This window comes from Anaerolineales bacterium, assembly GCA_003105035.1.
In the GTDB taxonomy this organism is placed as follows: Bacteria; Chloroflexota; Anaerolineae; order Anaerolineales; family UBA4823; genus FEB-25.
Genome location: PQAL01000033.1, coordinates 209,451 through 234,268, shown reverse-complemented (window position 1 = coordinate 234,268; position 24,818 = coordinate 209,451). Strand labels below are relative to the sequence as shown.

Below are 24,818 nucleotides of genomic sequence, written 5' to 3'. Positions count from 1 at the left end.
TGATTTACCTCTATGACGGTACCAGCGTGTTTTGGCTGGCTTTATTCAATTCTTCATCAACCTTGCTGGCAAATTGATCCATTATCAAATAGACATCCTTGAGCTCCAGGAACGCCCAGCGCCCATAGGTGCCCAGGTGGTTTACCCCTGGCACCCAGTAGGTCTCCATCGTGGCTTTCTTTTCCTTGGCATCCTCTCCCCGGTATCCCTTGATCTCGATGACCAGGTTCAACGGGTCTGGGTGCCCATCGTCCACCTGAACGATAAAATCGGGGATGTATTTGCGTACCAGCGAGCCGTATAGATAAGGCACTTCCAGCCCAAGTCCCTGGTTCTTGATATAAGCCCGCACGCGTGGGTGCGACTCAACCACTCGGCACAGTTCAGCCTCCCAATCACTATCGGTCACCACCCAATTCACATGGCATTTACGCGAGTCGGTCTGCCAGCGGCTGGGTTTGGAGGTATAAAAGTTGACGAACATACTCGACCCGGTTGGGTTGTAGGGGTCAAGCACGGCCCGGATAGGCTGGGAATCCTCAAAACGGCGCGTAATGGCAGTATGGATGCGGTGGCATGCCATGTCGGCTAATTCCTGGTAGATCAGCTGGGCTGGGTAGGTGCCACCTTTACAAACCAGGTGATTATCCAGCCACAGTTTGGTGATGCGTTTGAGCTGCCCGAATAGGTGTAGCTCGGGATCCTTATCTGGGTCGCGGTAGTGCGTGTACAGCAGGCGTTTGGTGAGTTGAAATAGAATGGTCGATTGGCGCACGTCCTCCAAATATTTCAGAGTTAAATCCACTCCTTCACCGATGATCCCTGCATCTACGGTGATGGATGGTCCCACCAGGTCAGGGGTTAGCACCAGGGTTGAATCTTCGGTAAATTTCGCTTCCAGGCGCTCATTGGGCAGCTCCACCCGGTAGCCCTGCACGCGTGGGAACTGGATTTCGAGCGCATCCCTTTCCGGTCGCATTGCATGCACATGAACATTTTGACGCGGTATCTGCGGTTTGGAAATGACCGGTTTGGCAGTGAAATTGAACGGAATCCCCAGGATATCGGCGTATTCCACCTTAAAGAGATTTTCCTCATCCAGGTCATAAGATTGGCGCCGTAAGGCACGCCCGACCACCTGCTCGCACAGCAATTGGGTTCCAAATGCTCTGATCCCCAGGATATGGGTGACGGTGTTGGCATCCCAACCTTCGGTCAGCATGGAAACTGAGACCACGCAGCGGATGCCACCTCCCAAACGATCCATTTTGCCGACGGTGTTCATCACTTCACGCAGCAGGTCCTGGTCGGTGATGTTTTCTGCCTGGTGCTGGTCACCGGTGCGTTGGAGGATCTCACGCCTGAAACGCTCAATTTCATCCCTTGCCATCTTCCTGAAGTTTGGGTCCAATGCTTCACCCGATTCAAGCTGCTCACTGTCGATCAGCAGGGTGTTCGGGCGCGCTAATGGATTACCATACTCATCAAAATTGCAGAATAACTCCAATCGTCCCGGCACCAGTTCCGACGACCCATCTTCGTTTTCCCTCAAAAAGCCTGAGATGAAGTCATATACCAGTTTGGATATGGAGGTGTTCTGGCAGACGATAATAAAGCAGGGTGGCGTGCTGATGCCGGCTTGCTGCCAGAGAGCGAAGGTTTGCTCATAGTGACCATACAAGGCATCCAGAGCAGTCTGCAGCTCCACCGGCAGGCTGAGCGGGTCCAGATCTTTGGATTTTCCCCTACCTTTCCTGGGCATCTTCTTCCCCACATGCTCCCAGATATTGCGGAACTTGGGCATGTCACCCCCGGGGATGTTATCCGCCACAGGAACCCGCGGCAGTTTGACGATCCCACACTCGATGGCATCCATGAGCGAGAAATCGCTCATCGTCCAGGGGAAGATCGTCCCTTCCGCATAACCGGAGCCCCTGAGGAAGAATGGGGTAGCTGAAAGGTCAAGCACGCGCTGCAAGCCAATCTTGGTACTGACGGTCTTCAAGCCATTTATCCACAAGCGCGCCGCCTCGTTATTCGCTTCTGCTTCCTCGCGCTCATCCCCGGTCAGTGGTTCCTCCTCTTCAGGACCTGGCTTCTCATGGTAACAGTGATGTCCCTCATCATTGATAGCCAGGATGTTCTTGATTCCCATCAGCTCCGGCATCACGCGCTGCCGCATCTGGCCTTCGGTCTCCAGCGTGTTCAGCTCTTCATCCCGACCCTGCAGCAAGGAGCGTGTGCCCTTGGAGAGTGGAATGCGCTCACGCAGTTTGAATGCATGGAAATTGGTGATCACTATCTTGGCATTAAGCAGGTCTGGTAGCATATCGCTGGGCACCAGCTCGCGGCTGTCGTAATAGCTGTCGGGGTCGTTGGGTTGTAAAACCCGCAGACGGTCGCGGATGGTGATTCCGGGTGTCACTACCAGGAATCCACGGGTGAATTTGTTGCTTGTGGGGTACCTGAGAGAATTGATCGTCTGCCAGGCAATGATCATCGCCATGACAGTTGTTTTTCCCGAACCGGTCGCCATCTTTATGGCGATACGCTCAAGACCCGGATTGGCTTCATTGCTCGCGGCTGCCAGTCTCTCCAGCAGGTCTTTCTCGCGCTTTCCTCCCTTGGGGGCAACCTCGGTCAGCCAGATCAGGGTTTCGATCGCCTCCACCTGGCAGAAGAAAGGGCGGATATCCGCGAACTGGTGCTTTCTCCAGTGCTGCAGCAGGCGGGCGGTCTCGGGGGTCACCTTCCAATCATTGGGGTCGGGGATCATCCGCCATTGGTCCACAAAATTCCTGACGAGATTGATATTTCCCGTGGGGTCGTACTGCTGTTCGCTGGTGGAAAGTCCTTCCCCCTCATCGAGGATCATTGCCAATTGTTCAGTTGATGGAGCGGTGGAATGTTTTCGTTTCCTGGGTTTTGGAATTGGGGTTATAAACTCAGCGCTGCGACGGTGCTCAATGATCAGCTGAGTCGGTTGCCCATCCATATCAAGCTCCCAATGCCGTGATGGGTATTCGTAAGGAGAGTTAAGGATAGGGTGGCTAAAAAAAGGATTGTCCATGATTACTTTCCATGAGTAAGAAAAGTCAACCGGTCCAGGTTGTTTATAATAATAGTCATATTCGCCCCCAAAGGAGCAATCTGGAAAGATCGCAAGTTTATGGTTGGATTGCCTGGTAACAGATGCTGAATAGCGCTGAAAGGATTATAGCCCAAAATGGATTTTCTACATCTTAGCTATCCATTATGTATTTAAATTCGGATAATGTCCATAAGGATTTACAAAACATTGTAGGTAAACCAATGATTTCTTATTTTGTAATTAGAATAATTGTTCTGTTTTATGGTATGATAACGATATAGGAAAACCAATCGCTCCGCAGTGTATGACCACACGGAGCAGTGACCGGGTGCATTCGAAAAAAACTCCTTGATGAAGGATCATTCGGAGCGAACCAAGCTGATGTGCGCAGCCGGCAATTTGAATTATTTAGCATTCAGGTTGTTCGCGAAAGCGGGCAATTTTTTTAATTGCAGAGCAGGAGCATCATGGAAGTAGAGGTCTCCCAATTTTGTTTCGAGCTTGAAGATATGCGCAGCATTAAGCCTTTCTGGCAATGGCTGAAGGGACGCATACGACCAAATAAGATCTACACCGAGCCAGAAAATTTCGAAGACATCATGAACGGTCAAAAAGAAATAGATGAAAACAAATACTTGGAAATTTTAGAATTCTCCATTGACTTCGATTCACTTATTGCCATTCAATGCACGTACAATGGACAGACTGCTGAGATTATCACTGTCACTAGTCAACGACTGAGCGATCATCGATTTAAAATAGAGTATACATTTTGGGAGCCAGTTGGTTGGCCAAAAAAAAATCTGTGGGAGATTTTCAACTCCTTACTAAAAGACCTTAGTCACGATTACCCGGATGCCAGGAAATCTTTGCGAAATAGTATTTTAGGTTTTAACTATGAGGATTTAGATAATAAGCAAAAATTAGAAATTATTAGCAATGCTGATGATCACCCTGTGGCTATCGAGAATACGAATTTGGAATCTACAGAATCATTATTTAAATTACATAATTACTTAAAAGCATGCATAGAATGGGTAAATAGGCCGTATATCGGCGGTAGAGAAATAGATGACTTTTTATCCAGCACATTTGGAAGTGAAAATGGTTATCCGGTTGTATCAAAGGGCAGGTTCTATAGATACTTACAAAAAGCAGTGGAATTGGGGTTAATCAAGAAGGATGGAAGATTTTATAAGCTGGCATATAAAACACGAGCAGAAGCGCTAAAACGGCTCGAGTATATAATACAAAATTGGAACTCGATTAGAACTCAATAGATACTCAATTTGTACTCGCACAGTGTTTAATCGGTCATAGGAAAAACTATGACCGATTTTATTTGCGAGAGACGATGAAAATAACAGTCTACCTGAATGAGATCGAGGCAAAGGCTCTTGCACAATTAGCGAGAGATGAGGTACGGGATCCCAGATCTGAAGTGTATCTTCTTATTCGCAATGAGCTACTGCGAAGAAATCTTCTCGATCCTAACGAAATTTTGAGAGTGCAAGATAATCAGGAAGCTACCAATGTCAGATCAACAAATTCCTCCTGAACAGCTCCTACGGCCGGCTCAGGTTACAGAGATCCTTCAGGTCTCTTTCGTACAAATTTACCCTCATATTCGTGCAGGCGAGTTGCCGGCAATTGTCTTTGGAAAATCAGTCAGGTTCCAACCTTACGGGCTCATGAATGTTGACGATGAATATCTCATATACGGAAAAAGTCACACTAGTGCCTAGCATGGAAAAAACCAACCTGCAAGGTGGCTTAGTTGCCGGCTGGAAATATCAAAAGAAAATTCGCGTTTGTTTCTCACCGGATAACTGTTATCCGCCAAGGCCAGAATTGGAGCACACACTGACAAAATACACAACTATCTTATTAACTCAAAAACGAATGGAAATTAGACAATCAGAAAAAGGAGAACAAAATGAGCGATTTTTCTATACCCAAAAAAACATTCTTATTGATACCAGCTGGAACTTACCGGGCGACAATCAACAGTCTGGAAAAAACGACCGGTAATTTTGGCGAACAAATAAAACTCATGTTCCACGTGCTGACCGACGGTATCGAAGGTTTGGAATATACCGAGGGAAGTGTTGACCTGCTCGCCTGGTGCTCAGCGAATTACAGCGAAAAATCAAAATTGTATCGATGGGCTCGAGCAGCCCTAGCCAATGAATTCGATCCAGCTGCGGATTTTCTTGCCTCCAGGTTGATTAATAAAAGAGTTTTGGTCAATGTAGAACGATACACGAAGGACGGTGGTGACTTTAACCGGATCATGGATGTAATTGCAGCTCCTCACACCAAGGCTAAATCGGTTGCAGCTGCATCCTTGGTCCCACCATCACCCACTCCGCCTCCACCCACTGAACCGCCGGATAATGACATTCCCTGGTGATCGATTGGAGGGGTGTTCTTCAAATAAAACCCCTCCCGAATCAATGCTGAGCATGGAAGATATCAAGTTTTCAAAACTGCGGTTCTATGCTAACAGGGGTTGGCCGATCTTCCCTGTTACCTGGATGATGAACGGTCACTGCTCATGCGGCCGATCAGACTGCACAAGTCCTGGAAAACATCCCCTCGTCGAGAACGGCTTCTATTCAGCCACGACGGATCTTGACCAGATCAAGCAATGGCATGATCGATGGCCAGATGCAAATTGGGGACTAAGGACCGGTGATAAAAAAGCCGGCGGATCTGGAATCATTGTTCTCGACATTGATCACGAGACGGGCGGCTTTCATACCTGGGATCTGATGAGGGAGGAAAATCCAGGTCCCATAGAAACGGTGACAGTGGCTACCGGAAACCGGGGTCAGCACCTTTACTTTTTGTACCCAGAGGGGACCGATATCAGGTCCGGGGCAGGGGTTCTAGGGCAAGGAGTGGATATTCGTGCCAATTCGGGTTACGTCCTGGTGCCACCCAGCTCCACCACCAATCCATATAAATTCGAGCTGAATCCTAGCGATACCGAAGTGATCGAATTGCCAACCTGGATCCGGTCGAAATTGAACGGTCATGTGAGGTCATTGCCAGTCCAAACTAAGACGGCTGCAGCTCGTCTGGGAAAAGTGATCAACCAGGGGGAGAGGCATCAGTCATTGACCTCTATTGCAGGCAGCTTACGGAAGACCGGCATGGGTGAAGAGGAGATCAGGGCTACCCTCAAGACCATCAGGGATGAGCGTTTTGATAGTGGTGATCATCCTGTGTCAGATGATGAGATCAATGGTGTCGTGGAGTGGATTAAGAATAAGCAATCAGAATACCCATTCACTGACCTGGGAAACGCAGAACGATTTTTAGCCATGCACCGGGATAGGGTCAGGTATTGCTTTGCCTGGGAAAAATGGCTGAGCTGGGATGGCCGGCGCTGGATGGTGGACGATTCCGCTGAGATCTACCGGCTGGCACATGAAACAGTCCGGGCGATCTACATTGAGGCGAATAATGCAAAAGATGATCAAACTCGCCAGGCGACCGCCAAACATGCCCTCCGATCGGAGGCGCGTTTTCACATCGAAAACATGCTGGCATGTGTAAAACCTTATGTGGGGGTAAGACCTGAAGAGCTGGACACCCACCCGATGCTATTCAATGTGGCCAACGGGGTTATCGATCTCACCACTGGCAACCTGTTGCCCCATGATCCAGCCCTCATGCTCACCAAGATCTCGAATGTTGAATTCGACCCAAAAGCGCAATGCCAGGAATGGGAAAAATCCATGGATCTATTCACTGGCGGGGACCAGGAATCAGCTTATTTCTTACAGAAAGCTGTCGGATATACCCTCACCGGGCGGATCGACGAGCATTGCCTGTTTTTCTTATTCGGGCTTGGGCAAAATGGGAAAAGTGTGTTCACGGAGGTGATCAGGCGTTTACTGGGTGATTATGCCAAGCGGATCGACATCGACGCACTGATGGCAAACCGGAACTTAGGCACGGTGGCTAATCCTCACATTGCAGCAATGGCTGGCGCAAGATTAGTGTTGGCGTCTGAGATCGCCGCGAGCCGTAAGATCAATGAATCACTCGCCAAGGATCTCACCGGTGGCGATGCAGTTACCGCACGCTTTCTATTCTCAAATCCCTTCACTTTTGAACCCAGCCACAAGATATGGCTGTATGGCAATCACAAACCGAAAGTGGAGGGGACCGATCTGGGTTTCTGGAGGCGGATCCGGGTGGTGCCTTTTCCAGTGACGATCCCAGATGACGTAAAGCGACCGATGGGAGAGCTCATGGATACCTTTGGTAAAGAAATGCCGGGGATCTTAAATTGGGCTATCCTGGGATGCGTATTCTGGAAGAATGATGGGTTACAGATGCCCAAGGCGGTCAAACAGGCGACCATCGAATACAGGACCGAGCAGGACCAGGTGATGCAATTTATCACCGAGAACTGCGAGCAACACCCCGATTTTTCGATCGAGAAGGATAAGTTTTATACAGCCTGGCGAAATTGGTGCCAGGAGCAGGGAGAGGATGAGCTCCGTAAGCATTCCAAGATCTGGGTCACCAACCGGTTAAAAGAACATGGCTTTTTAAGTGGTAAGGACGGTAACAAGTCTTATTTAGGGTTGAAAATAAGGGAGTGTTAAATGCGACTTTTAAATCATAATGTTAGTTTTTGGCACTTTGCATTAATTACCAAAAAAATTTCCTTTAAGGGAAAGTTTAACAAAGTGGCAAAATCTCGCATTTAAAAGTTAAAACTCGCATTTAAAAAGACCATTTTTATGGAGAGATTGAATGAAAAACGCTGTAACTTTCGTGAAATCAAGCTGGTTGAGGCATGAGACCGGATGCTAATCAAGCCGAGATCGTGAAAGCCTTACGCGCAGCAGGAGCAAGTGTTCATATTCTGGCTGGCGTGGGTTGTGGCTGCCCGGATATCCTGATCGGCTGGCATAATCACAACCTTTTAATGGAGATCAAAAATCCGGCAGGTCGTGGAAACCGGTTGACTGAAGCTGAGATTATCTGGATTTCAGCCTGGCAAGGCCAGGTTGCTATTGTCAACTCGATCGATGAAGCACTAGCTGTGTTATATGGGTCTTTCGATGAATCAGGATAAGCAACAATCACAAGCAAGGCATCCATATTGGGATCTAGATGCGACACCGGATCCAACATCATCGCTGGCAATAGTGGATCCTTTTGTTCACCTGGCGGCCGTAGTAGTTGTGCGTGCTATTTTGGATCTTCATCATTCGAGATCTAGCTGGTTGACGATCATCGATTGTCTCTATTTCTTTTTGAACCCAAACGGAGCTGAGTTATTCCTAGAGGTCCTTGGATTAAGGATGGATCCGATCGATTTGTTAACCTGCGTGATCAATGGAGATATTGCCTATGCTGGATCTTCTTACTATCTTATCCGAAGAGATGAGGAATCTCACACCCAGCCAGAAGCAAGTATTTATGACCAAGCTACAGGACGGTCATGTGCCTGACTACCTGATACAGCTCATCCGAGAAGCAGGAGAGGCTGCCCGATCGTACCGGCCTCATAGTCCTGACAGACGAATCACCAATGAGAAGCCACAAGAAAATAATAAAGGTCAAAAATGATACGATTTATAGTGAGATATATGCGCAGCTCGATTAATCTACCAGGCAAGGGGGGAGGGCAGCAATAATGTTTGATAGTCGAGTTACGCAAGCGGGTGGGGTGGTTCACACGAATTTTTTTCGTTTTTTGAACTTTTTTCGGTCATATGGTGCAGGTGAAATACAGATTAGTGCATATTGTAAATAATGCTGAATGAGGTATCAGGAGAATAGAATGGAAAATAATCAACAGTCCAATAATGTAAAAATCAATGCTGAGCCTTTATTGACGGTTTCAGATATTTCTTTTCGACTTCATCTAAGTCGGTCCTGCTGCTATGCCCTTATGCAATCGGGTGCGCTTCCGACCGTAAGGATCGGCAAATCCCGCCGCGTCCGACAGGAGGATCTAGAGGCGTTCATAAAACTCAATATTTATTCTGCATACGATTTCAGCAAATAATGTTTTCAATATCTGACATGGTTGCTGCAAATCCGCCTCGTACGCTCTGTCCAAGGTTTCCGGTGCATGTTAAAATCAAAAGGCGGAATTGTACCTTACCAATTGAATATGCGGGTCGCCTTTCCTTGAAACCGAATAAGGAGTAAAGGAAATGGCGAAAAGACGCGGCAATAACGAGGGAACCATACTTCAGATGCCGAATGGAAAATGGCGTGTTCAATTCACCCTGCAGGGACACCGGTTGAGTTTTACAGCAAAAAGCCGGCAGGCTTGCCTGGATTGGATCAGGCACACCCAGAATCAAATCGACGATGGACTGAACTACGCCAGTGCCAAAGTAAAACTTGGTAGATATCTCGATGATTGGCTGGTCGCTGAAAAAGGTGCAATGAGGCCATCCACTTGGTCTCATTATAGCCAGCTGTGTCGTATGTATATTGCTCCCAATATTGGCAATATCATTCTGAAGGATTTGAAGACAGCACATTTGAGAGTTTTATATGTCCGCCTGCAAGACCAGGATGTTGGAATACCTACGGTGATGAAGATCCACAAGTTGATGCATAGCGCACTCAGAGCAGCTGTAGATGATGGCATAATTATTCGGAATCCTGTATCTTCTGCTCATCCTCCAAAGGAGTCAGAAGTGAAGAGAAAGATTCTGTCTGAAGATCAAGCCAGTCAATTCCTTGCAGCTGTGGATGGACATAGATGGGTGGCATTGTTCCACCTGGCTCTGGCAACAGGAATGCGCAGGAGTGAACTTCTTGGTCTCCGTTGGGAGAACCTCGATTGGATTGAGCATACCATCAGGATCGAATGGCAACTTAGTAAAAGCCCTAACTCATCCGCTATGTTCCAACCGCTGAAGACGAAATCTTCCAAACGCACTGTTCCAATTGGAGAACAGATTATCCAGGTTTTGCGGGATCATTATGAGCGACAGAGATTAATGCGAATTGCAGCCGGCAACAAGTGGATCGACTATGACTTGATCTTCACGAATGAAATAGGTGGTCCGATTTGTGCGAGCTACATGATTCAGGTTTTCAAACGACTTCTGCCCCCAGGATTGCCTAGAATTAGATTTCACGATTGCCGTCACTCGGCTGCATCTATTATGATAAATAATGGGATCCCAGCCACTGCGGTTGCTAGTATCCTGGGGCATTCAAAAATAAGCATGACCTTCGATACATATTCACATTCGACTGACAGTCAGCAACGTAACGCTGCAACTCTCATTGATAATCTCATCACTCCAATAAAACTGCACTCAAACTGCACTCAACTGCACCCAGTCGGTCAAAATGCAACCGAAATTGACGAAGTATTGCCTTATATGGCTGAAAATCTCAATATATCCCCGAAATAACCCGAAATTGCAACAAATACTGCGATATTTTTCCCCTCCCTTAAACACAACCCTCCCCGGAAGGGAGGAGAGGACTTCCAGGGAGGGTACACCAATCTAACTTCTTAGCTGTTTCTCGCCTTAATTCGCCCCCTGAGAAAGCAGGTCGATCGCTTTCAATAATTGTGCATCCTGGCTGTTATGTAGCTGTGCAGCTGTTGTCCCTTGTGCGCCTTCTGGTAAAAATGGCGAAACGGTATTCGCCAGAGCTACAGAAACATCCGGGGCGATGCCTTTATGCCAGATCACCCGGCCATTCGGGGTAAGCCATTCTTCTGTTGCCAGCAGGATTTGTGACCCGTCAGAAAGGGGAAAAGCGTTCAAGACCGTCCCGGTTCCAAAGGTTGTTTCCCCGACAATCGTGGCTCGGTGGGCATCCTGTAAAGCCCCCGAGACAATTTCTGCTGCGCTGGCAGTTCCCTGATTAATCAGCACGACCATAGGGATGTTCAAAGCCACACCACCCGGCTTGATTGCAATGGGCTGTTCCTGCCCCTGGGCATCTTTGACCAGGAGGGCAATACCGCTGCCCAGGAACTGGCTGGTGACGCCAACAGCTTCACTAAGTAGACCACCCGGGTTATTACGCAAGTCGAGGATGATCCCCGTGGCTCCCTGCGCCTGGGCCTGCTGCAATGCCTTCTGCAGATCAGCAGTCACACCCTGGCTGAACCCTGCAAGACGGATATCAGCGATGGTCGTGCCGGGTAGCATGATCCAGGTGACATTTTTTACTGTGATTTTTGCACGCGTGATCGTTACATCACGGGTAGCACCAGTGGAAGGATCCTGTAAGGAGAGGGTTACCTTGCTGCCCGCTGGTCCTAACACCTTGCTAACCACGTCAGATAGGCTCATACCAGAGACATCAGTACCGTCTACTTTGACAATAATATCGCCGGGTTTAACCCCCGCGGCCTTGGCTGGGGATCCGTCAAACGGGGCGACGATGACCGTCTGCCCATTGCTATTTTGAGTGACCTCCGCACCAATGCCTTCAAATGAACCTTGGGTGAAGTTGTTCTCCGATTTCACCATCTCCGGCGTCATGAACCGGCTATGCCCGGTATCACCAAGCGCATCAACCATGCCACTGATTGCTCCATATTCAAGCTGGGTTGTTTGCAAGGCGCTATGGTCCACGTAATTCTTTTGTATGATTTGATAAGCCTGATTTATTAAGTCAAGGGAATTGGACTGTGTTTGCGTTTGGGCGGAAGCCACCGTGGGTCCTATCAAAAAGTGATCCACCAGTATGCCGCCAGAAAATCCCACCCCTAAAAATATGGGCAGGATAAACAAAATGAGCAAGATCCGTACAACACGACGATTATTCATTTCTCACCCCAATCTATACCCTACTCCGCCTCTCTCAAATATTTCTATCTGAGAGAGGCGGAAGGAGAAAACCATGAAATCTACTGGCTTGGGCGGCTGCCCAGGGTCACCGGGACGGTCTGAGTTTGGCCGTTGCGCAGGATAGTCAGGTTGATGGTCTGGCCAACCTGGGTGTGGATGGACAGGTAGGCAATCAGATCCGACATACTGGTAATGGGAGTACCATCGATTGCCGTGACGACGTCACCACCGACCGTACCCTGGACACCATTGATTGTTGCGGTTGTTTCACTGGCTTTGAGGCCTGCATTGGCTGCTGGACCACCAGCCACGACCGTTGCAATCAGTGCGCCGCGTGTATCGGCTGGCAGGTTCATTGCCTGGGCGATATCGGGGCTCATGTCGGTACCACTGATACCAAGATACGGATGCTGATATGTACCAGTACTGATCAAGGAAGGGACGACCTTCGAAACGATCTCTGCCGGGATGGCAAAACCAACACCTGAGCTCGATCCGCTGTTCGATTCAATTGCCGAAGTAACGCCGATCACCTGGCCCTGAATATCGACCAGCACACCACCCGAGTTACCGGGATTGATGGAAGCATCAGTTTGGATGATATCAGGGATTGAGTAGGAAGCACCGGTGGTCTGATCGACAGTACTGGAAGGCAGATCTCGGCCAAGGCCGGAAACATTACCGACTGACATGGAACCTTCAAAACCATAGGGGTTACCGATGGCAATGGCGATCTCACCGACCTTCACCTGGCTCGAATCGGCCATGGTGACGGGATGGATTTTATCAGCAGGTAGAGAGACTTTAATTACTGCCAGGTCACTGTAGGGATCCTGACCAACGATCGTAGCCGGTACTGTGGTGCCATCAGTCAAGGTTACATCGATCTTGGTAGCGCCATCGACCACATGATTATTAGTCACGATATTGCCATTGGTATCCCAGAAGAACCCGGATCCCAATGCCTGTGAGTACTGGGGAACTTGTGAATTATTATTGTTGTTATTCCCATTATTGTTGAAACCAGGGATATTTTGGAAATTACTGCTGGTGGCAGGGATTAAAACGCTGATATTGACCACCTGAGGGTTAATATTTGCGTAAATCGATTCCAGCGTGTTCTGATAGGCAGTCAACAGGTCCGAATTTGGGATTGTGGTTGTCTGCAAGGTGGTGCTATTATTCACTGTGCTGGATGAACCACTACTGGCGCTATTTACAGGCGTCGATATGGCAGTGGATCCCTGGGCTGCTTGGGCGACATTCACCTGGCTGGATGTCTGCGAGAGGGCGGCTAATCCACTGCAAGCAGAGAGCAGCATGACTGATATTAGGGCTATACTTGCTAAACTTACAACTTTGGTTTTCATGGTATCCTCCGATATTATTTTTGAACCCTTTTTACAACAGCCTACATAATAGACCGGAAACACCATTTTGTCCTTATCCATCCCCTATGGATAGCTTAAGCTAAGTTTATGAAATCACTTTTTATGGAAAAGGCAGGTTCTTTTACCTGTCTTACTAATACATTACCGATTACTGTGAGCTTCAACGTGGCGCGTTGTATTCACCGCGATTTACAAGACCAACCTCCACCTGTGACCAACAAAAAATCCAGGCAATTGCTATGCCTGGATTTTTTGAGACCGGATAATTGGTAGTCCGCTTGTTTAGAAATTTACCTGCTTTCCATTTACAGGCAGGTGTATGGTAAATGTGCTGCCCTCGCCAGGTTGGCTTTGCAAGCTGATCCATCCACCATGGGCTTCGACCATGTCACGGGCGATGCTCAGCCCAAGGCCCATGCCCTGCTTGAAGCGTCGCCCCTGATTGCCACGATAAAATGGCTCGAATACCCTCTCCTGTTCTTCAGTGGCAATCCCATAGCCGTTATCCTTCACCTGGATTAAAATCTCTTCCTGCTCAACTCCCGCGCTGACTGATACACTACCCCCTGAATGGGTATATTTAATCGCGTTGCTGACCAGATTCTCCACTACCGAAGCTAGGCGGTTCGGGTCAGCAGATATCTCCGGTAGTTCGGTTGGAATTTCGGTCTGCCAGGAAAGATGTTTATCATGGGCTACTTCCTGCCAGGGTCGCAGCACGACCGGCAGCCATTCACTGATCTTCAAGTTTTGATATTCCAATTCCAGTGGCCCGAGAACCTGATCATGCAAGTGAGCCAGTTCATCTAAGAGATGCTGGAGCCTGGCTGCTTGATCGTCCATGCCAGTCGTCAGGTCGGCTAATAATCGGGGATCCTGGTCTGCTCCGCTGGCCAACGCCTGGATTGCCGAGCGGATCGCCCCAAGCGGGCGGCCTAACTCGTGTACCAGGTTAGCCAGAAGCTGCTTGCGAGCTTTCTCTAAATTGGTCAGGCGCTCGTTCAGCGAGTTGAAGGACTGTGCCAGGAGCTGGATCTCAGCCGGACCGCGCTCCGCCAATTGTGCCTGGCGGTTCCCATGGGCCAGATCATTAATTGCCTGCGTTACCTCTCGGATGGGTTTACTAAGGTTTAGCGCCAGGCTCCAACCCAGGATGGTTCCCACCAACAAGCCCAGGGCTAAGATCCCCACGATCACGTACCGGGAGCGAGTGAATTCAGTTGAAAGGTTATTATACGTGTATGACATGCGTAGGATACCGATCAGCTGTTGATTCTGGTTGAGCACGGGCACAAATACATCGATGACCTCAGCTGCCGAAGCAAGGTTGTTATATGTGTAACTGGCCACCTGCCCACTGCGCGCCTGGGCTACCCCGGCAAAATCAAGCACCATGCCAATCAGCGGGGCTTCGGTTACCTCAGATGAAGCCAGCAGCTGGCCGCCTGGGGTGAGGAATTGCACACGTGCACTGATATCATGCCGCAGGTGAGTCAGGTAATACTCTGCATACACCGGGTTTGACCATAACTGCGACTGGTCTCCGGTCACATTTGCCAACAGCACCGCATTGGTCATCAGGGATCGCGACAGGCTGGGCAAAAGCACGCGGGTTTGAATCAGATTGGACAAGGCCACGCCGATGATCGGGATGATTACCAGGAGCGGCAGTGCATGGCTGAGCACAAGACGAGAACGTAGGGTTCGAAACATCAGAAAGCCTCCGCCACCAGCTTGTATCCCACGCCACGCACGGTTATGATCCGGCGGGGATGGTTGGCATCCTCTTCGATTTTTTCTCGTAGCCAGCGGATATGAACATAGACCACCTGGGGTTGACCAATGAATTCAGCGCCCCAGACGGTGCCAAGCAGCTCGTCGACGGTAAGCACACGCCCCGGTTGCAAGGCCAGGGCATGCAGCAGGTCGAACTCGCGCCGGGGGAGATTGATGGTTTTTCCCTGTAATGTGACTGCATGACTTTTAGGATCCACAATCAGCTCGCCAACAGTCACCACCTCGTCAGGGGGGATGGCTGGAGTGGCAGTGGTGCGATCAAACCGGCGCAACACGGCTTTGATGTGCGCGACCAGCACATTAAAATCGAACGGTTTCGTGATGTAATCATCACCACCGAGCTCCAAACCCAGTGCTTCATCCAGCTCGCGCCGCCGGGCAGTCACAAAGATCACGGGGAGATCGAATTGGTCTTTAAATTGGCGCATGGCATCCAGGCCATCCATAACTGGCAGGCTGATATCCAGGAGAATCAGGTCGGGCCGTTCCAGCCTCACTTGTGAAAAAGCAGTCTCAGCGCTCTCGGCAGTGCTGGCCCGGAAGCCAGCTTGTTCCAGGTTAAAGGCCAAGCTGCGCCTCATCAATGCATCGTCGTCAACTATCAAGATATGTTTAGCCACAATAGCAACTCTCTTAAGAAATAATCGATTTTTGTGATTATAGTATAACGAACATTTAGGGTTTTGCGTATATAATACACACCTATGCCGGCGAAACTTAAATTTCTCATCATCCCAGCCATCATTGTCATATTTTTAAGTCTCGGGAAGCAAAGTAACTCAGTGGGGCAAAACGCATCAAATAGTCTCTATCTACCCCTTCTCAGCTATGGTACTTCCAAATGGATTGGTCCTTATGGGGGGACAATCGTCGCGGCTGCGGCTGACCCTATCGACCCAAATATTGTTTATGTAGGAACATTTGGCTCAGGGGTGTATAAGAGCATCAATGGTGGGCAATATTGGTCATCGGTAAGCTGGGATCTTGCGAACTTAGAAGTTTATTCCCTGGCGATTGATCCCAAAAAACCATGGATACTCTATGCAGGAACTTACCATAACCAGGTGTATAAATCTGTCGATGGGGGAAATACCTGGAGTTGGTCTGGCACTGGCATGCAAAATCCAGCCATTGTCTACAGCCTGGCGATTGACCCGGTTAATCCATCAATAATCTATGCAGCTACGCGAGGCGAATCGAATAACGGTTTCCCTCCCTGGAACGGAATCCTGTATAAATCAAGCAATGGTGGTCAGACCTGGCAACCATCTCTAGAAAACGTGGGGGGTATTGGGGTGAAGGATTGGGCATATTCCGTCACCGTGAATCCCAATCAACATGAACAGGTCTTTGCTGCATTGCATGAAAACAATGCATTCAGAAGTGATAATTCAGGTGCCACCTGGGGGGTGGTAAATACAGGAATCAATGATCCTTCAGGGCGATCGATCATCATTAGCCCTCAGCCAGATTACGCTTCCACCTTATACTACGGAGTATGGCATTACGATAGTGTGTATCGAACGATTAACGGTGGTGACTTATGGACAGGGGCGAATCGTGGCATACCCAATGTGATGGTTTATAGCATGGCGCTTGATCCCTTCTCGGCTGATACTGTCTATGTCGCTTCGTTCAGTCATGGGGTATTAAAGACCATCGATGGCGGTAGAAATTGGGGATATGCTGGTTTGTTACCCGATCGCCTGTATGCGATCGTTGTAAATCCTAGAAAGACTAGTAACTTGTTTGTTGGAACGTTGGGGGATGGACTTTATGCGAGTACGGATTTTACTGTCAGCTGGCAACGCAGCAACACGGGTATTAACAATGCCATGGTTACTTCAGTCGTTCATTCTCCCACGGATCCATATCTCGTTTTTGCCAGTGTGTATGGAGCTGGAGTGTATCAATCGATCAATCAGGGCCAGACATGGCAAGAGATTAATTTAGGATTGGAAGATAAATTTGTTCATGAACTTGCGCTTGATCCGGGTAACCATAGGCTGCTTTACGCCTTGACCGATACCGGTGGAATGTACCGGAACGACTTGAACAGCAGTAAGGGGTGGGTGAAAATAGGAATCGGCCTACCTCTATCTGACACCTCCGATCCAGCTTATCCAGCGGATCACCCAAATGCCTCGCTAGACATGAAAGAAGACTTTGCCGAGTCAGAGGGGCATATTGATTCGGTGACAATGACTAACGAAAATTTACTCACCATGATATATGCTCCATCAAATCCGTCGATCGTCTACCTGGGTACTGGGGGATCTGGGGTGTATCAATCCACAAATGGGGGATTAAATTGGTATCCCGCTGAACTTGGTGGACAATCTGTGTATGACCTCGCAGTTGACACCAGCGATCCCAACCTGGTATATGCAGCTACGAACACCCCTGGGAGTATGCAATACACCACGAATGGAGGGAAAAGCTGGAACCAGGCACTCCTGCCCGTGGATTTTTATTCGGTCGCGGCCTCGCCAGGTGTGCCAGGCGTGGTGTATACCGGCACGAACACGGGGATCTATCGTTACCAGGCAGGCAATTTTACGCCCTTGGGGCTTTCATACCAGACTGTGACTTGCATCGCCTTGGACCCTGATCGACCGGGAGTGATCTTTGCCGGAACAAGCTCAGGTGCATATTATTCTACTGATGATGGTGACAGCTGGAAATTCGTTGATAATCAATTATCAGGGCAAACGGTTTTGTCGATCAGTTTTGATAGCACCATCCCCAATGTGGTTTATTTCAGCACGAAGACCCATGGGGTTCTAATGATCACCATCAAGTACTGAACATCATCAACATCGGGTCTATTCCCTTTTCTGGCATTACAGGCAAATCGAGAAATGATCTACATAGAGAATGCCACTCTATATACAGCCTCAGGCAAGATAAACCATGCAGCTCTTTGCATCGACAATCAGACTATCACAGCTGTCGGCCGTGAGTCTGATGTAGCTTGCCCGCCAAATGCCCAACGTTTCGACGCACAAGGTCAAAATCTGGTTCCAGGTTTCATCGACCTGCAAGTCAATGGTGCTTTGGGGATGGATATTACCACCAATCCTGAGTCAATCTGGAAGGTAGGTGAATATCTGCCAGCCTTTGGGACCACCTCATTTCTACCGACCATCGTATCCTCACCGCCAGCAACTGTGCAGAAAGCACAGACAATTCTCTCCAAAGGACCTCCACCCGGATATCGAGGCGCCAAGGTGTTAGGCCTCCACCTTGAAGGGCCGTACCTCAATCCACGCAAATGCGGTGCCCATGATTTAAGCCATATACGTTTACCTAAAGGTCAAGAATACCAGGATTGGACAGCTGAGAAACATGTCAGGCTCGTTACGCTTGCCCCGGAGCTGCCCGGTGCCTTGGAGGCGATAATGAGCCTGGTGAAGCATGGGGTCAGCGTTGCGGCAGGCCATTCGATGGCATCCTACGAAGAGGCCCAGGCTGGTATCAAGGCTGGGATCCGTTCAGGTACCCACCTGTTTAATGCCATGCCTGCCCAAGATCACCGCCAGCCTGGTTTAGTAAGTGCTTTATTACTGGATGAACGCCTGACCTGCAGCCTGATTGCCGATGGACAACATCTTCACCCTGCCACGGTTCAGCTTGCCTGGAAAACTCTCGGCCCCGGACGAACTTGCCTGGTGTCGGATGCCATGGCTGGCCTGGGAATGCCCACAGGAGATTATCAGCTGGGGAATCATATCGTTCATCATGACGGCGAAACTGCCAGGCTCCCAGATGGAACCCTGGCCGGCAGCCTGCTTTATTTGCAACAGGCACTCCGAAACCTGATCCGATTTACAGGCTGCACATTGGACGAAGCTATACTGGCTGTCACCCGGGTGCCTGCCGGCGTGCTCTATCCGCAAAGGACTCAGTATGGCCTGGCTGTGGGTGCATCGGCGGATTTGGTACTCCTTGATCATGACCTCCAGGTGAAGCTTGTCTGGATCGATGGTCGTCAGGTAGACCTTTCCAGGGATGCAAGCTGAACGCCTTCCTTATCAACAAAACCTGCCATAGTTTTCAATGTGTACTTATTCTTCCTCTGGTATGATTCATGCATACCAGTAAATAGCAATGCGAATAAGTAATAACAGGTATAAACTTATAGGATATGCTTCATTCCCTTATGAACCCGGTTAATGATCTTGCCAGGAGGCGGCTTATGGATAATCCCAGCGTGGAAGTCAATGACTTGCGTGGAAGCATAAGCCAACACGAAATGGATAGCACCGATTCATCTTCAGACCCGCTGTGGACCGTCGAGGATGTCGCGACTTATCTCCAGCTACAACCGGAAACGATACGCTCCATGGCACGGCGAGGAGAGTTACCGGCTTTAAAAATAGGGAAGGTTTGGCGTTTTCAAAAGCATGCCATCCATGCCATGCTCATCACCACCGGGTAGACTATGAGGACAAGTTTATATTAGAATAAAAATAGCTTCGGGAATTTTGAAGGAATATAGATGACACCTCGATGGATAGCCCTGTCGGCTTTGATGCAACAGAATGGGTTCTTGATGAAGCACAATCTAGATCCAGGTACGTCAGGTTGATTGAGATAACAAACTTAAGTATGTGGTGATTTTGTATAGAATAGAATTTTTGGTCTACGTGTTGGTAAGGAGATGCATATGGTGATCTGTCCGAAGTGTAAAGCTGAAAACCGGCCTGAAGCAGCGTTCTGCGTCAGGTGTGGCACGATATTATTCTCAAAGCCGACCCCGGTCAAACCCGCTGAGGTACCCGCCGCTACTCTACCGCCTGAGCAACCACGTAAAACCCCGCCCATCGAGCCTTTGGTCAGCTTGCCTGGTTTCTCCAAGCGGCCTGATGGAACGATATTTGGTGAGCGCTTCCAATATGCCACGCTGATCTTCCAAAGTGAGCATGAAAATCACTATACAGTCAAGGAGATACCTCAGGGCGAAAATCCTATAGTGCGGGTATGCTCCAACCCTGAATGCCGCACGGTCCATATCCCTATCGGCGTGGCAGTTGAAAAATACTGCATCCAATGTGGCCAACCTCTAGATCTTCAGCCACCTGCTTTAATTTTAAAAGAAACCGATAGCGATAAATTTTCTTATATTCCCCATGTTATCGATCTGCACTTGGTCCACCCCAATATCCATCCACCCGTGGCTGTATTCAATGAGGAATTCAATGCCAGTAGCCGCTATTGCATGGTAATCCCCTTCTCAAAAGACCTGCCATTCCAACCGGAAGTACCCGATGTATTGGACTGGGGCATCCAGCTGGCACAGGCTCTCGATTATATGCAGGCAAAAGGTGTGGCATTAGGAGAGCAGCTCGATCAATCCAGCATCGGGATCGTTGATGGGAAGCCCGTGTGGCGGAGCTTTACCAGCACCCGTATCCTGCCCTTGCTGACTGACCGTGAAAAAATCAACAATCTACGCCAGCTGGCATTGGCAATGTATTTTTGGATGACCGGGAAAACAACATACAGCCTTGACCCATACCTGCCCTCTGTCCTAAATGGGCTCTTCCAAAAAGCACTGGTTGGGGAAGGCTTTACAAGTGGGGCAGAATTTGCCAGGCACTTGAGCCTGGCCAAGGCGTCAGGAGCATCCCGGCTAAATCTGGATTACCAGCTCGGCAGGCGTTCACATTCAGGTAAAGTACGGAAAAATAATGAGGATAGCTTGCTATGTATGGAGCTCAGCCGCATGAACCAGGGTATCATCCAACCGATTTGCCTGGTGGCTGTGGCGGATGGCATGGGTGGACATGCTTCGGGTGAGCTTGCCAGCAGTAAGGTGATTGAAGCAATCGCCCAAATCGGCGCGTTCGAGCTTGTGGCTCTCCAAAACCCCTCGTATGAAGAATTCGACGAGTGGATCAAACGCGCCGTGGACTCAGCCAACCAGGCTGTTTTTGAAGCTCGCAAGGATGCTAATAATGATATGGGCTCAACCCTCGTGCTTGGGTTGATCGTCGGCAGCCAGGCATATTTAGGGCATATCGGTGACAGCCGGATATATTTGATCACCCAGGACGTGATCAAACAGCTATCCACTGATCACTCACTTGTCCAGCACCTGGTCTCAATCGGCAAGATCAGCCCCGGAGAAGCCCGCGTTCATCCCCAGCGTAATGTTATTTACCGCAGCCTGGGTGAAAAACCGGATGCGGATGCGGATTATTTCTTCCAGCAGGTTTTTCCTGAAGATAGGCTGCTTTTCTGTTCGGATGGGCTGACGAACCTGGTTGATGATCAGAAGATCCAGGAAATTGTCCTGGCAGCCCCGTCAGCGCAGGCAGCCTGTGACCAGTTGATCGAAGAGGCTAATTCATGCGGTGGAGAGGATAATATCTCGGTTCTGGTCGTGAAAGTGTTATCCTATTGACACCGCCGCAGTCATAAACATAATGTTCAGATCATTTTATTGGATTAAACGCTTTCTCGCATTAATGAGTATGGTCATCCTGGTGGGCACAGCCTGTAATTCACCTGTTCAGACCCAAGGTATCACCATAGCTACTGCTACGGCTATGGTGTCAAATTCGCTGCCGGCACAGTTTACCTTAGCCCCAACAGATACTCTCTACCCAACGTTTACCTCAACCATTGCAACAACTGCTCAGCCATCCTCCACAACCACGCCTTCACCTACAACTACCAGTCCCTCGCCATCAGATACTGCAACAGCTACCTTCACACCCATCTTCACTCCAACCATCACACCTACCTATGCCATCCTGAGGGGTACGGTCAAGGAACAATCGAATTGCCGGTATGGACCTGGGGCAGCGTATTTATATAAATATGGCCTGTACACTGGCAATACCCTGGATATCATCGGGCGCAATGAAACAGGATCCTGGATCCTGGTGCAGGCGATTGGTGGGAACAATCCCTGCTGGCTTAAAGCCACCTTGATGGATATCAAGGGTGAAGTGCTGAGTCTAGCACCTGCTTCTTTGCCACTCCCCCAATCACCCTATTATGGCCCGCTGACTGGCGTCGCCTCAGTGCGTGATGGTGATCGCGTAACTATCTCCTGGAATTCGCTCGATCTGAGAGCGGGTGACGATAGCCTGCAATACCCCTACCTGGTTGAAGCCTGGTTGTGCCAGGGAGGTGACCTGGTGTTTCTTCCAGTTGGATCTTGGGAAACCATGCTTACCGTTATCGACGAGCCAGGTTGCTCTGAACCATCGCATGCCCGTGTCTATGGCGTGGAAAAGCATGGGTATACAAATTGGGTGACTGTTCCATGGACCCAGCCATGAACAACCGAGATGAACATAATTACAGAATAAGTCTTTGTTTTACTACACTGCAAACAATGGAAAGGTGTTTATGATTTGCTCATTTTGTACGAAAGAAAATCCCGACGATGCGGTCATTTGCAGCTATTGTGGTGCACCATTACCGGTCCAACCAGAAGTATCTCCGGTAGAACCGTTATTCACCGAACCTGTAATCAGTGAGGTGCAAATCCCTGGAGAGCCGGAAGTCTTACCGCCTGCTCCAACGGTAATCTCACCGGAGAAACCAAAAGGGATCTACAGTAATAAGATCTGGTGGTTGGTGGGATGTTTTGGAGTAGTGCTGATCTTCTTATGCTGTGGAATCGGTGCACTCGCAGCTTCCCGTTTGGTGAAAAACCTGCCGTTTTCATCGTCAACAATCATACCAATACCGACGAGCCTGGCAGTCATCATCCCGGTTGACACCATACCTTTAATAGAGACCAGCACTGCCCCAACCGACCCGAACCTGCTGCTCTTTGATGATTTTTCGGACCCAGAGTCAGGCTGGGATCGCGTGGATGAGGCGGATTACTTTACAGATTATTATAGTGACACATATCGGATTATTGTTTATACCGACCTGTCAGATAGCTGGGCGAACCCCGGTGATAATTCATTCGGCGACGTACACATAGAAGTGGATGCGACGAAAAATGGCGGCCCGGACGATAATGATTATGGAATCATATGCCGGTATCAGAGTGCGGATGATTTTTATTATGGCGTGATCAGCAGTGATGGCTATTATGGCATATTGAAGGTGATCGGTGGGTCAGCTGATCAACTTGGTTATAGCGAGCTGCAATTCAGTGAAACCATCCGACAGGGTACACAACCCAACCATATGCGCTTTGATTGTGCTGGTGATGTACTCAGCCTCTATGTAAACGGGCAATTACTCGACCAGCAAAACGATTCCGACCTCACCCAGGGAAATGTCGGCTTGCTGGCTGGTACCTATGATATCCCTGGCACTGATATTCTTTTTGATAATTTTACCGTCACCAGGCCATGAGATATTCGGGTGGATTGTAATTAGGAGAAATGTAACCATACTTCATGGATCATAAACAACCCCGCATGATTGATCAGCGACAAGCTTATTCGTGCCAGTAGGGTCTCGAGGAGAGAAAATATGCCAACCATCTGCCCAAATTGCTTGCAACCAGTCCGCACAGAAGCGAGATACTGTGGTTTCTGCGGCAGCAATCTTAACCCCGCAGCTCTGGATGAAGCCTCAGCTGTTTTGCCTGTTGCACAAACACAACACGATATCCCGCAAGCAGGTAAACCCAAAGCCAAGCCAAAAGCTGATCGAGCACTTGTTCGGCGCAGGATTCTGATCTTCATTATCATCCTGTTAATCCTGGTCTTATTAGCTACGTTTGTTATCCACTACTGGCCGCAGATCAGCCAATCTGCCAGCTCAATCATTGCACTCATCCTGTTACGTTGATCATCAAATAGAAAAACTCGTTCATTATGCCTGTCTTATCTTGTAATAATTTATCGGGCTGATGAATTAAGTTCACGATCGATAAACTACCCAGATATAAAAGACTCCAAGCCTTCTCCACGAGGTTGGAGTCTTTTTGATCTCTTAATGGTGATTTAAAAATTACGACAAACGTTTTGGGAACTGGTGATTCATCAAAAAATACATATCGGGGTAATAAAAACAAGTGGGTAACGACGATTGCCCGTCAATTTGCCCACTCGTTATGTTTTTCAGAAGATATGAGAATAATTAACCTTGACTATTCATCCTTTTTGGGTGGCAAGGCTTCTGGCTTGACTTCGACTGAAACTGTCTTGGGTTTTTCTTTGAACAATCCTGCTTGTAGTATGATACCGATGACAAACAGCACAAAAAATACGATTAACCCCAGATTATCTTCCATGCCAATGCCGCCCGTTACGGTACGGGTAATCAGGGTTGCACCAGCCCAGGAAGAAAGGATAAATAGCGCCCAATCAAAGACGCTCGCAACCAGGAATAAGCCAACGATCCCACCGACAATAAATGCCATCCAGTTGAATGGTTGAGCCTGGATTCCGAACAACCCGGCAACATACAAGGCGCCGTAACCGCTGACGATAAACCCGACCAGCGCGATGGCAAATCTTTGCAGATAGATACTGAGCACCGCACCTACAACACCAGCCAGTAGGGCCACAACATAGATCAGCCAGGGCGGATCGAAGGCTAAATACTGAGTTGCCAGTGCTAAGCCGAAGAAAAATCCCACGACTCCCACCATAAGCCAGTACAACTTCTTCCCGGTAGTCAACAGGACGATACCGAATACCACATTCAAAATTGGGGTAATGATCTCCATGCGCCGATACCTCCGCTTTACAATTTAGGATACGCTAAGGACGTTGCAAGAATCGTGCTCAGGGTCAG

General features: G+C 48.9%; 21 protein-coding genes. 15 read left to right on the top strand and 6 right to left on the bottom strand.

Features of this window, described 5'->3' with window-relative positions:
* Nucleotides 1–10: 10 nt before the first annotated feature.
* A complete protein-coding gene (locus C3F13_14100; protein PWB51564.1) occupies nucleotides 11–3,070 on the bottom strand; it encodes a restriction endonuclease in 3,060 nt (1,019 codons plus the stop codon).
* A 488-nt stretch (nucleotides 3,071–3,558) separates the two neighbouring features.
* Between C3F13_14100 and C3F13_14095 the strand changes: the two genes are divergently transcribed.
* The 8 genes from C3F13_14095 to C3F13_14060 all read left to right on the top strand — a co-directional run bounded on the left by C3F13_14095 (nucleotide 3,559) and on the right by C3F13_14060 (nucleotide 10,506).
* Nucleotides 3,559–4,371: a hypothetical protein gene (locus tag C3F13_14095; GenBank protein PWB51563.1), complete on the top strand. Its 813-nt coding sequence runs from the start codon at nucleotides 3,559–3,561 to the stop codon at nucleotides 4,369–4,371.
* Nucleotides 4,372–4,623: 252 nt separating this feature from the next.
* Entirely contained in the window at nucleotides 4,624–4,836 is a 213-nt protein-coding gene (locus tag C3F13_14090; protein ID PWB51562.1) for a hypothetical protein, read from the top strand.
* Nucleotides 4,837–5,027: 191 nt separating this feature from the next.
* Nucleotides 5,028–5,504 carry a hypothetical protein gene (locus tag C3F13_14085; GenBank protein PWB51561.1) on the top strand — a complete coding sequence of 159 codons (477 nt, stop codon included), beginning with the start codon at nucleotides 5,028–5,030 and terminating at the stop codon, nucleotides 5,502–5,504.
* Nucleotides 5,488–7,716, top strand: a complete 2,229-nt coding sequence (locus C3F13_14080; protein ID PWB51560.1) for a hypothetical protein — start codon at nucleotides 5,488–5,490, stop codon at nucleotides 7,714–7,716. Before C3F13_14085 ends, C3F13_14080 begins: the two co-directional genes overlap by 17 nt.
* A gap of 194 nt (nucleotides 7,717–7,910) precedes the next feature.
* Complete coding sequence (locus C3F13_14075; protein ID PWB51559.1) at nucleotides 7,911–8,192, top strand: hypothetical protein; 282 nt, start codon at nucleotides 7,911–7,913, stop codon at nucleotides 8,190–8,192.
* A 278-nt stretch (nucleotides 8,193–8,470) separates the two neighbouring features.
* Complete coding sequence (locus tag C3F13_14070; GenBank protein PWB51558.1) at nucleotides 8,471–8,689, top strand: hypothetical protein; 219 nt, start codon at nucleotides 8,471–8,473, stop codon at nucleotides 8,687–8,689.
* 214 nt (nucleotides 8,690–8,903) lie between these two features.
* Nucleotides 8,904–9,131, top strand: coding sequence for a DNA-binding protein (locus C3F13_14065; GenBank protein PWB51557.1), 228 nt, complete (start codon nucleotides 8,904–8,906; stop codon nucleotides 9,129–9,131).
* A 151-nt stretch (nucleotides 9,132–9,282) separates the two neighbouring features.
* A complete protein-coding gene (locus C3F13_14060) occupies nucleotides 9,283–10,506 on the top strand; it encodes a hypothetical protein (protein ID PWB51556.1) in 1,224 nt (407 codons plus the stop codon).
* A 120-nt stretch (nucleotides 10,507–10,626) separates the two neighbouring features.
* Here C3F13_14060 and C3F13_14055 read toward each other — a convergent pair whose 3' ends face one another.
* From C3F13_14055 to C3F13_14040, 4 genes are all read right to left on the bottom strand, one after another.
* On the bottom strand, nucleotides 10,627–11,883 hold the full coding sequence (locus tag C3F13_14055; protein ID PWB51555.1) for a S41 family peptidase: 1,257 nt from the start codon (nucleotides 11,881–11,883) through the stop codon (nucleotides 10,627–10,629).
* Nucleotides 11,884–11,963: 80 nt separating this feature from the next.
* Complete coding sequence (locus tag C3F13_14050) at nucleotides 11,964–13,355, bottom strand: hypothetical protein (GenBank protein ID PWB51554.1); 1,392 nt, start codon at nucleotides 13,353–13,355, stop codon at nucleotides 11,964–11,966.
* Nucleotides 13,356–13,577: 222 nt separating this feature from the next.
* Nucleotides 13,578–15,008: a hypothetical protein gene (locus C3F13_14045; protein ID PWB51553.1), complete on the bottom strand. Its 1,431-nt coding sequence runs from the start codon at nucleotides 15,006–15,008 to the stop codon at nucleotides 13,578–13,580.
* Nucleotides 15,008–15,673 (bottom strand): DNA-binding response regulator, encoded by a 666-nt coding sequence (locus C3F13_14040; GenBank protein PWB51552.1) that lies wholly within the window; start codon nucleotides 15,671–15,673, stop codon nucleotides 15,008–15,010. Before C3F13_14040 ends, C3F13_14045 begins: the two co-directional genes overlap by 1 nt.
* A 123-nt stretch (nucleotides 15,674–15,796) precedes the next feature.
* On the opposite strand from C3F13_14040, the gene C3F13_14035 reads away from it, so the two are divergent.
* From C3F13_14035 to C3F13_14005, 7 genes are all read left to right on the top strand, one after another.
* The gene (locus tag C3F13_14035; GenBank protein PWB51551.1) at nucleotides 15,797–17,899 is read left to right on the top strand and encodes a hypothetical protein; all 2,103 of its coding nucleotides are present in this window, start codon (nucleotides 15,797–15,799) and stop codon (nucleotides 17,897–17,899) included.
* A gap of 54 nt (nucleotides 17,900–17,953) precedes the next feature.
* A complete protein-coding gene (gene nagA / locus C3F13_14030; protein PWB51550.1) occupies nucleotides 17,954–19,114 on the top strand; it encodes an N-acetylglucosamine-6-phosphate deacetylase in 1,161 nt (386 codons plus the stop codon).
* A 125-nt stretch (nucleotides 19,115–19,239) separates the two neighbouring features.
* Entirely contained in the window at nucleotides 19,240–19,533 is a 294-nt protein-coding gene (locus C3F13_14025) for a hypothetical protein (GenBank protein PWB51549.1), read from the top strand.
* A 222-nt stretch (nucleotides 19,534–19,755) separates the two neighbouring features.
* Nucleotides 19,756–21,501, top strand: coding sequence for a hypothetical protein (locus C3F13_14020; protein ID PWB51548.1), 1,746 nt, complete (start codon nucleotides 19,756–19,758; stop codon nucleotides 21,499–21,501).
* Between the two features lie 64 nt (nucleotides 21,502–21,565).
* Entirely contained in the window at nucleotides 21,566–22,387 is an 822-nt protein-coding gene (locus C3F13_14015) for a hypothetical protein (protein ID PWB51547.1), read from the top strand.
* A gap of 70 nt (nucleotides 22,388–22,457) precedes the next feature.
* Nucleotides 22,458–23,426, top strand: a complete 969-nt coding sequence (locus tag C3F13_14010; GenBank protein PWB51546.1) for a hypothetical protein — start codon at nucleotides 22,458–22,460, stop codon at nucleotides 23,424–23,426.
* A 120-nt stretch (nucleotides 23,427–23,546) separates the two neighbouring features.
* Entirely contained in the window at nucleotides 23,547–23,867 is a 321-nt protein-coding gene (locus C3F13_14005) for a hypothetical protein (GenBank protein PWB51545.1), read from the top strand.
* A gap of 301 nt (nucleotides 23,868–24,168) precedes the next feature.
* On the opposite strand, the gene C3F13_14000 is transcribed toward C3F13_14005, so the two are convergent.
* Nucleotides 24,169–24,750, bottom strand: coding sequence for a hypothetical protein (locus C3F13_14000; GenBank protein PWB51544.1), 582 nt, complete (start codon nucleotides 24,748–24,750; stop codon nucleotides 24,169–24,171).
* Nucleotides 24,751–24,818 lie beyond the last annotated feature (68 nt).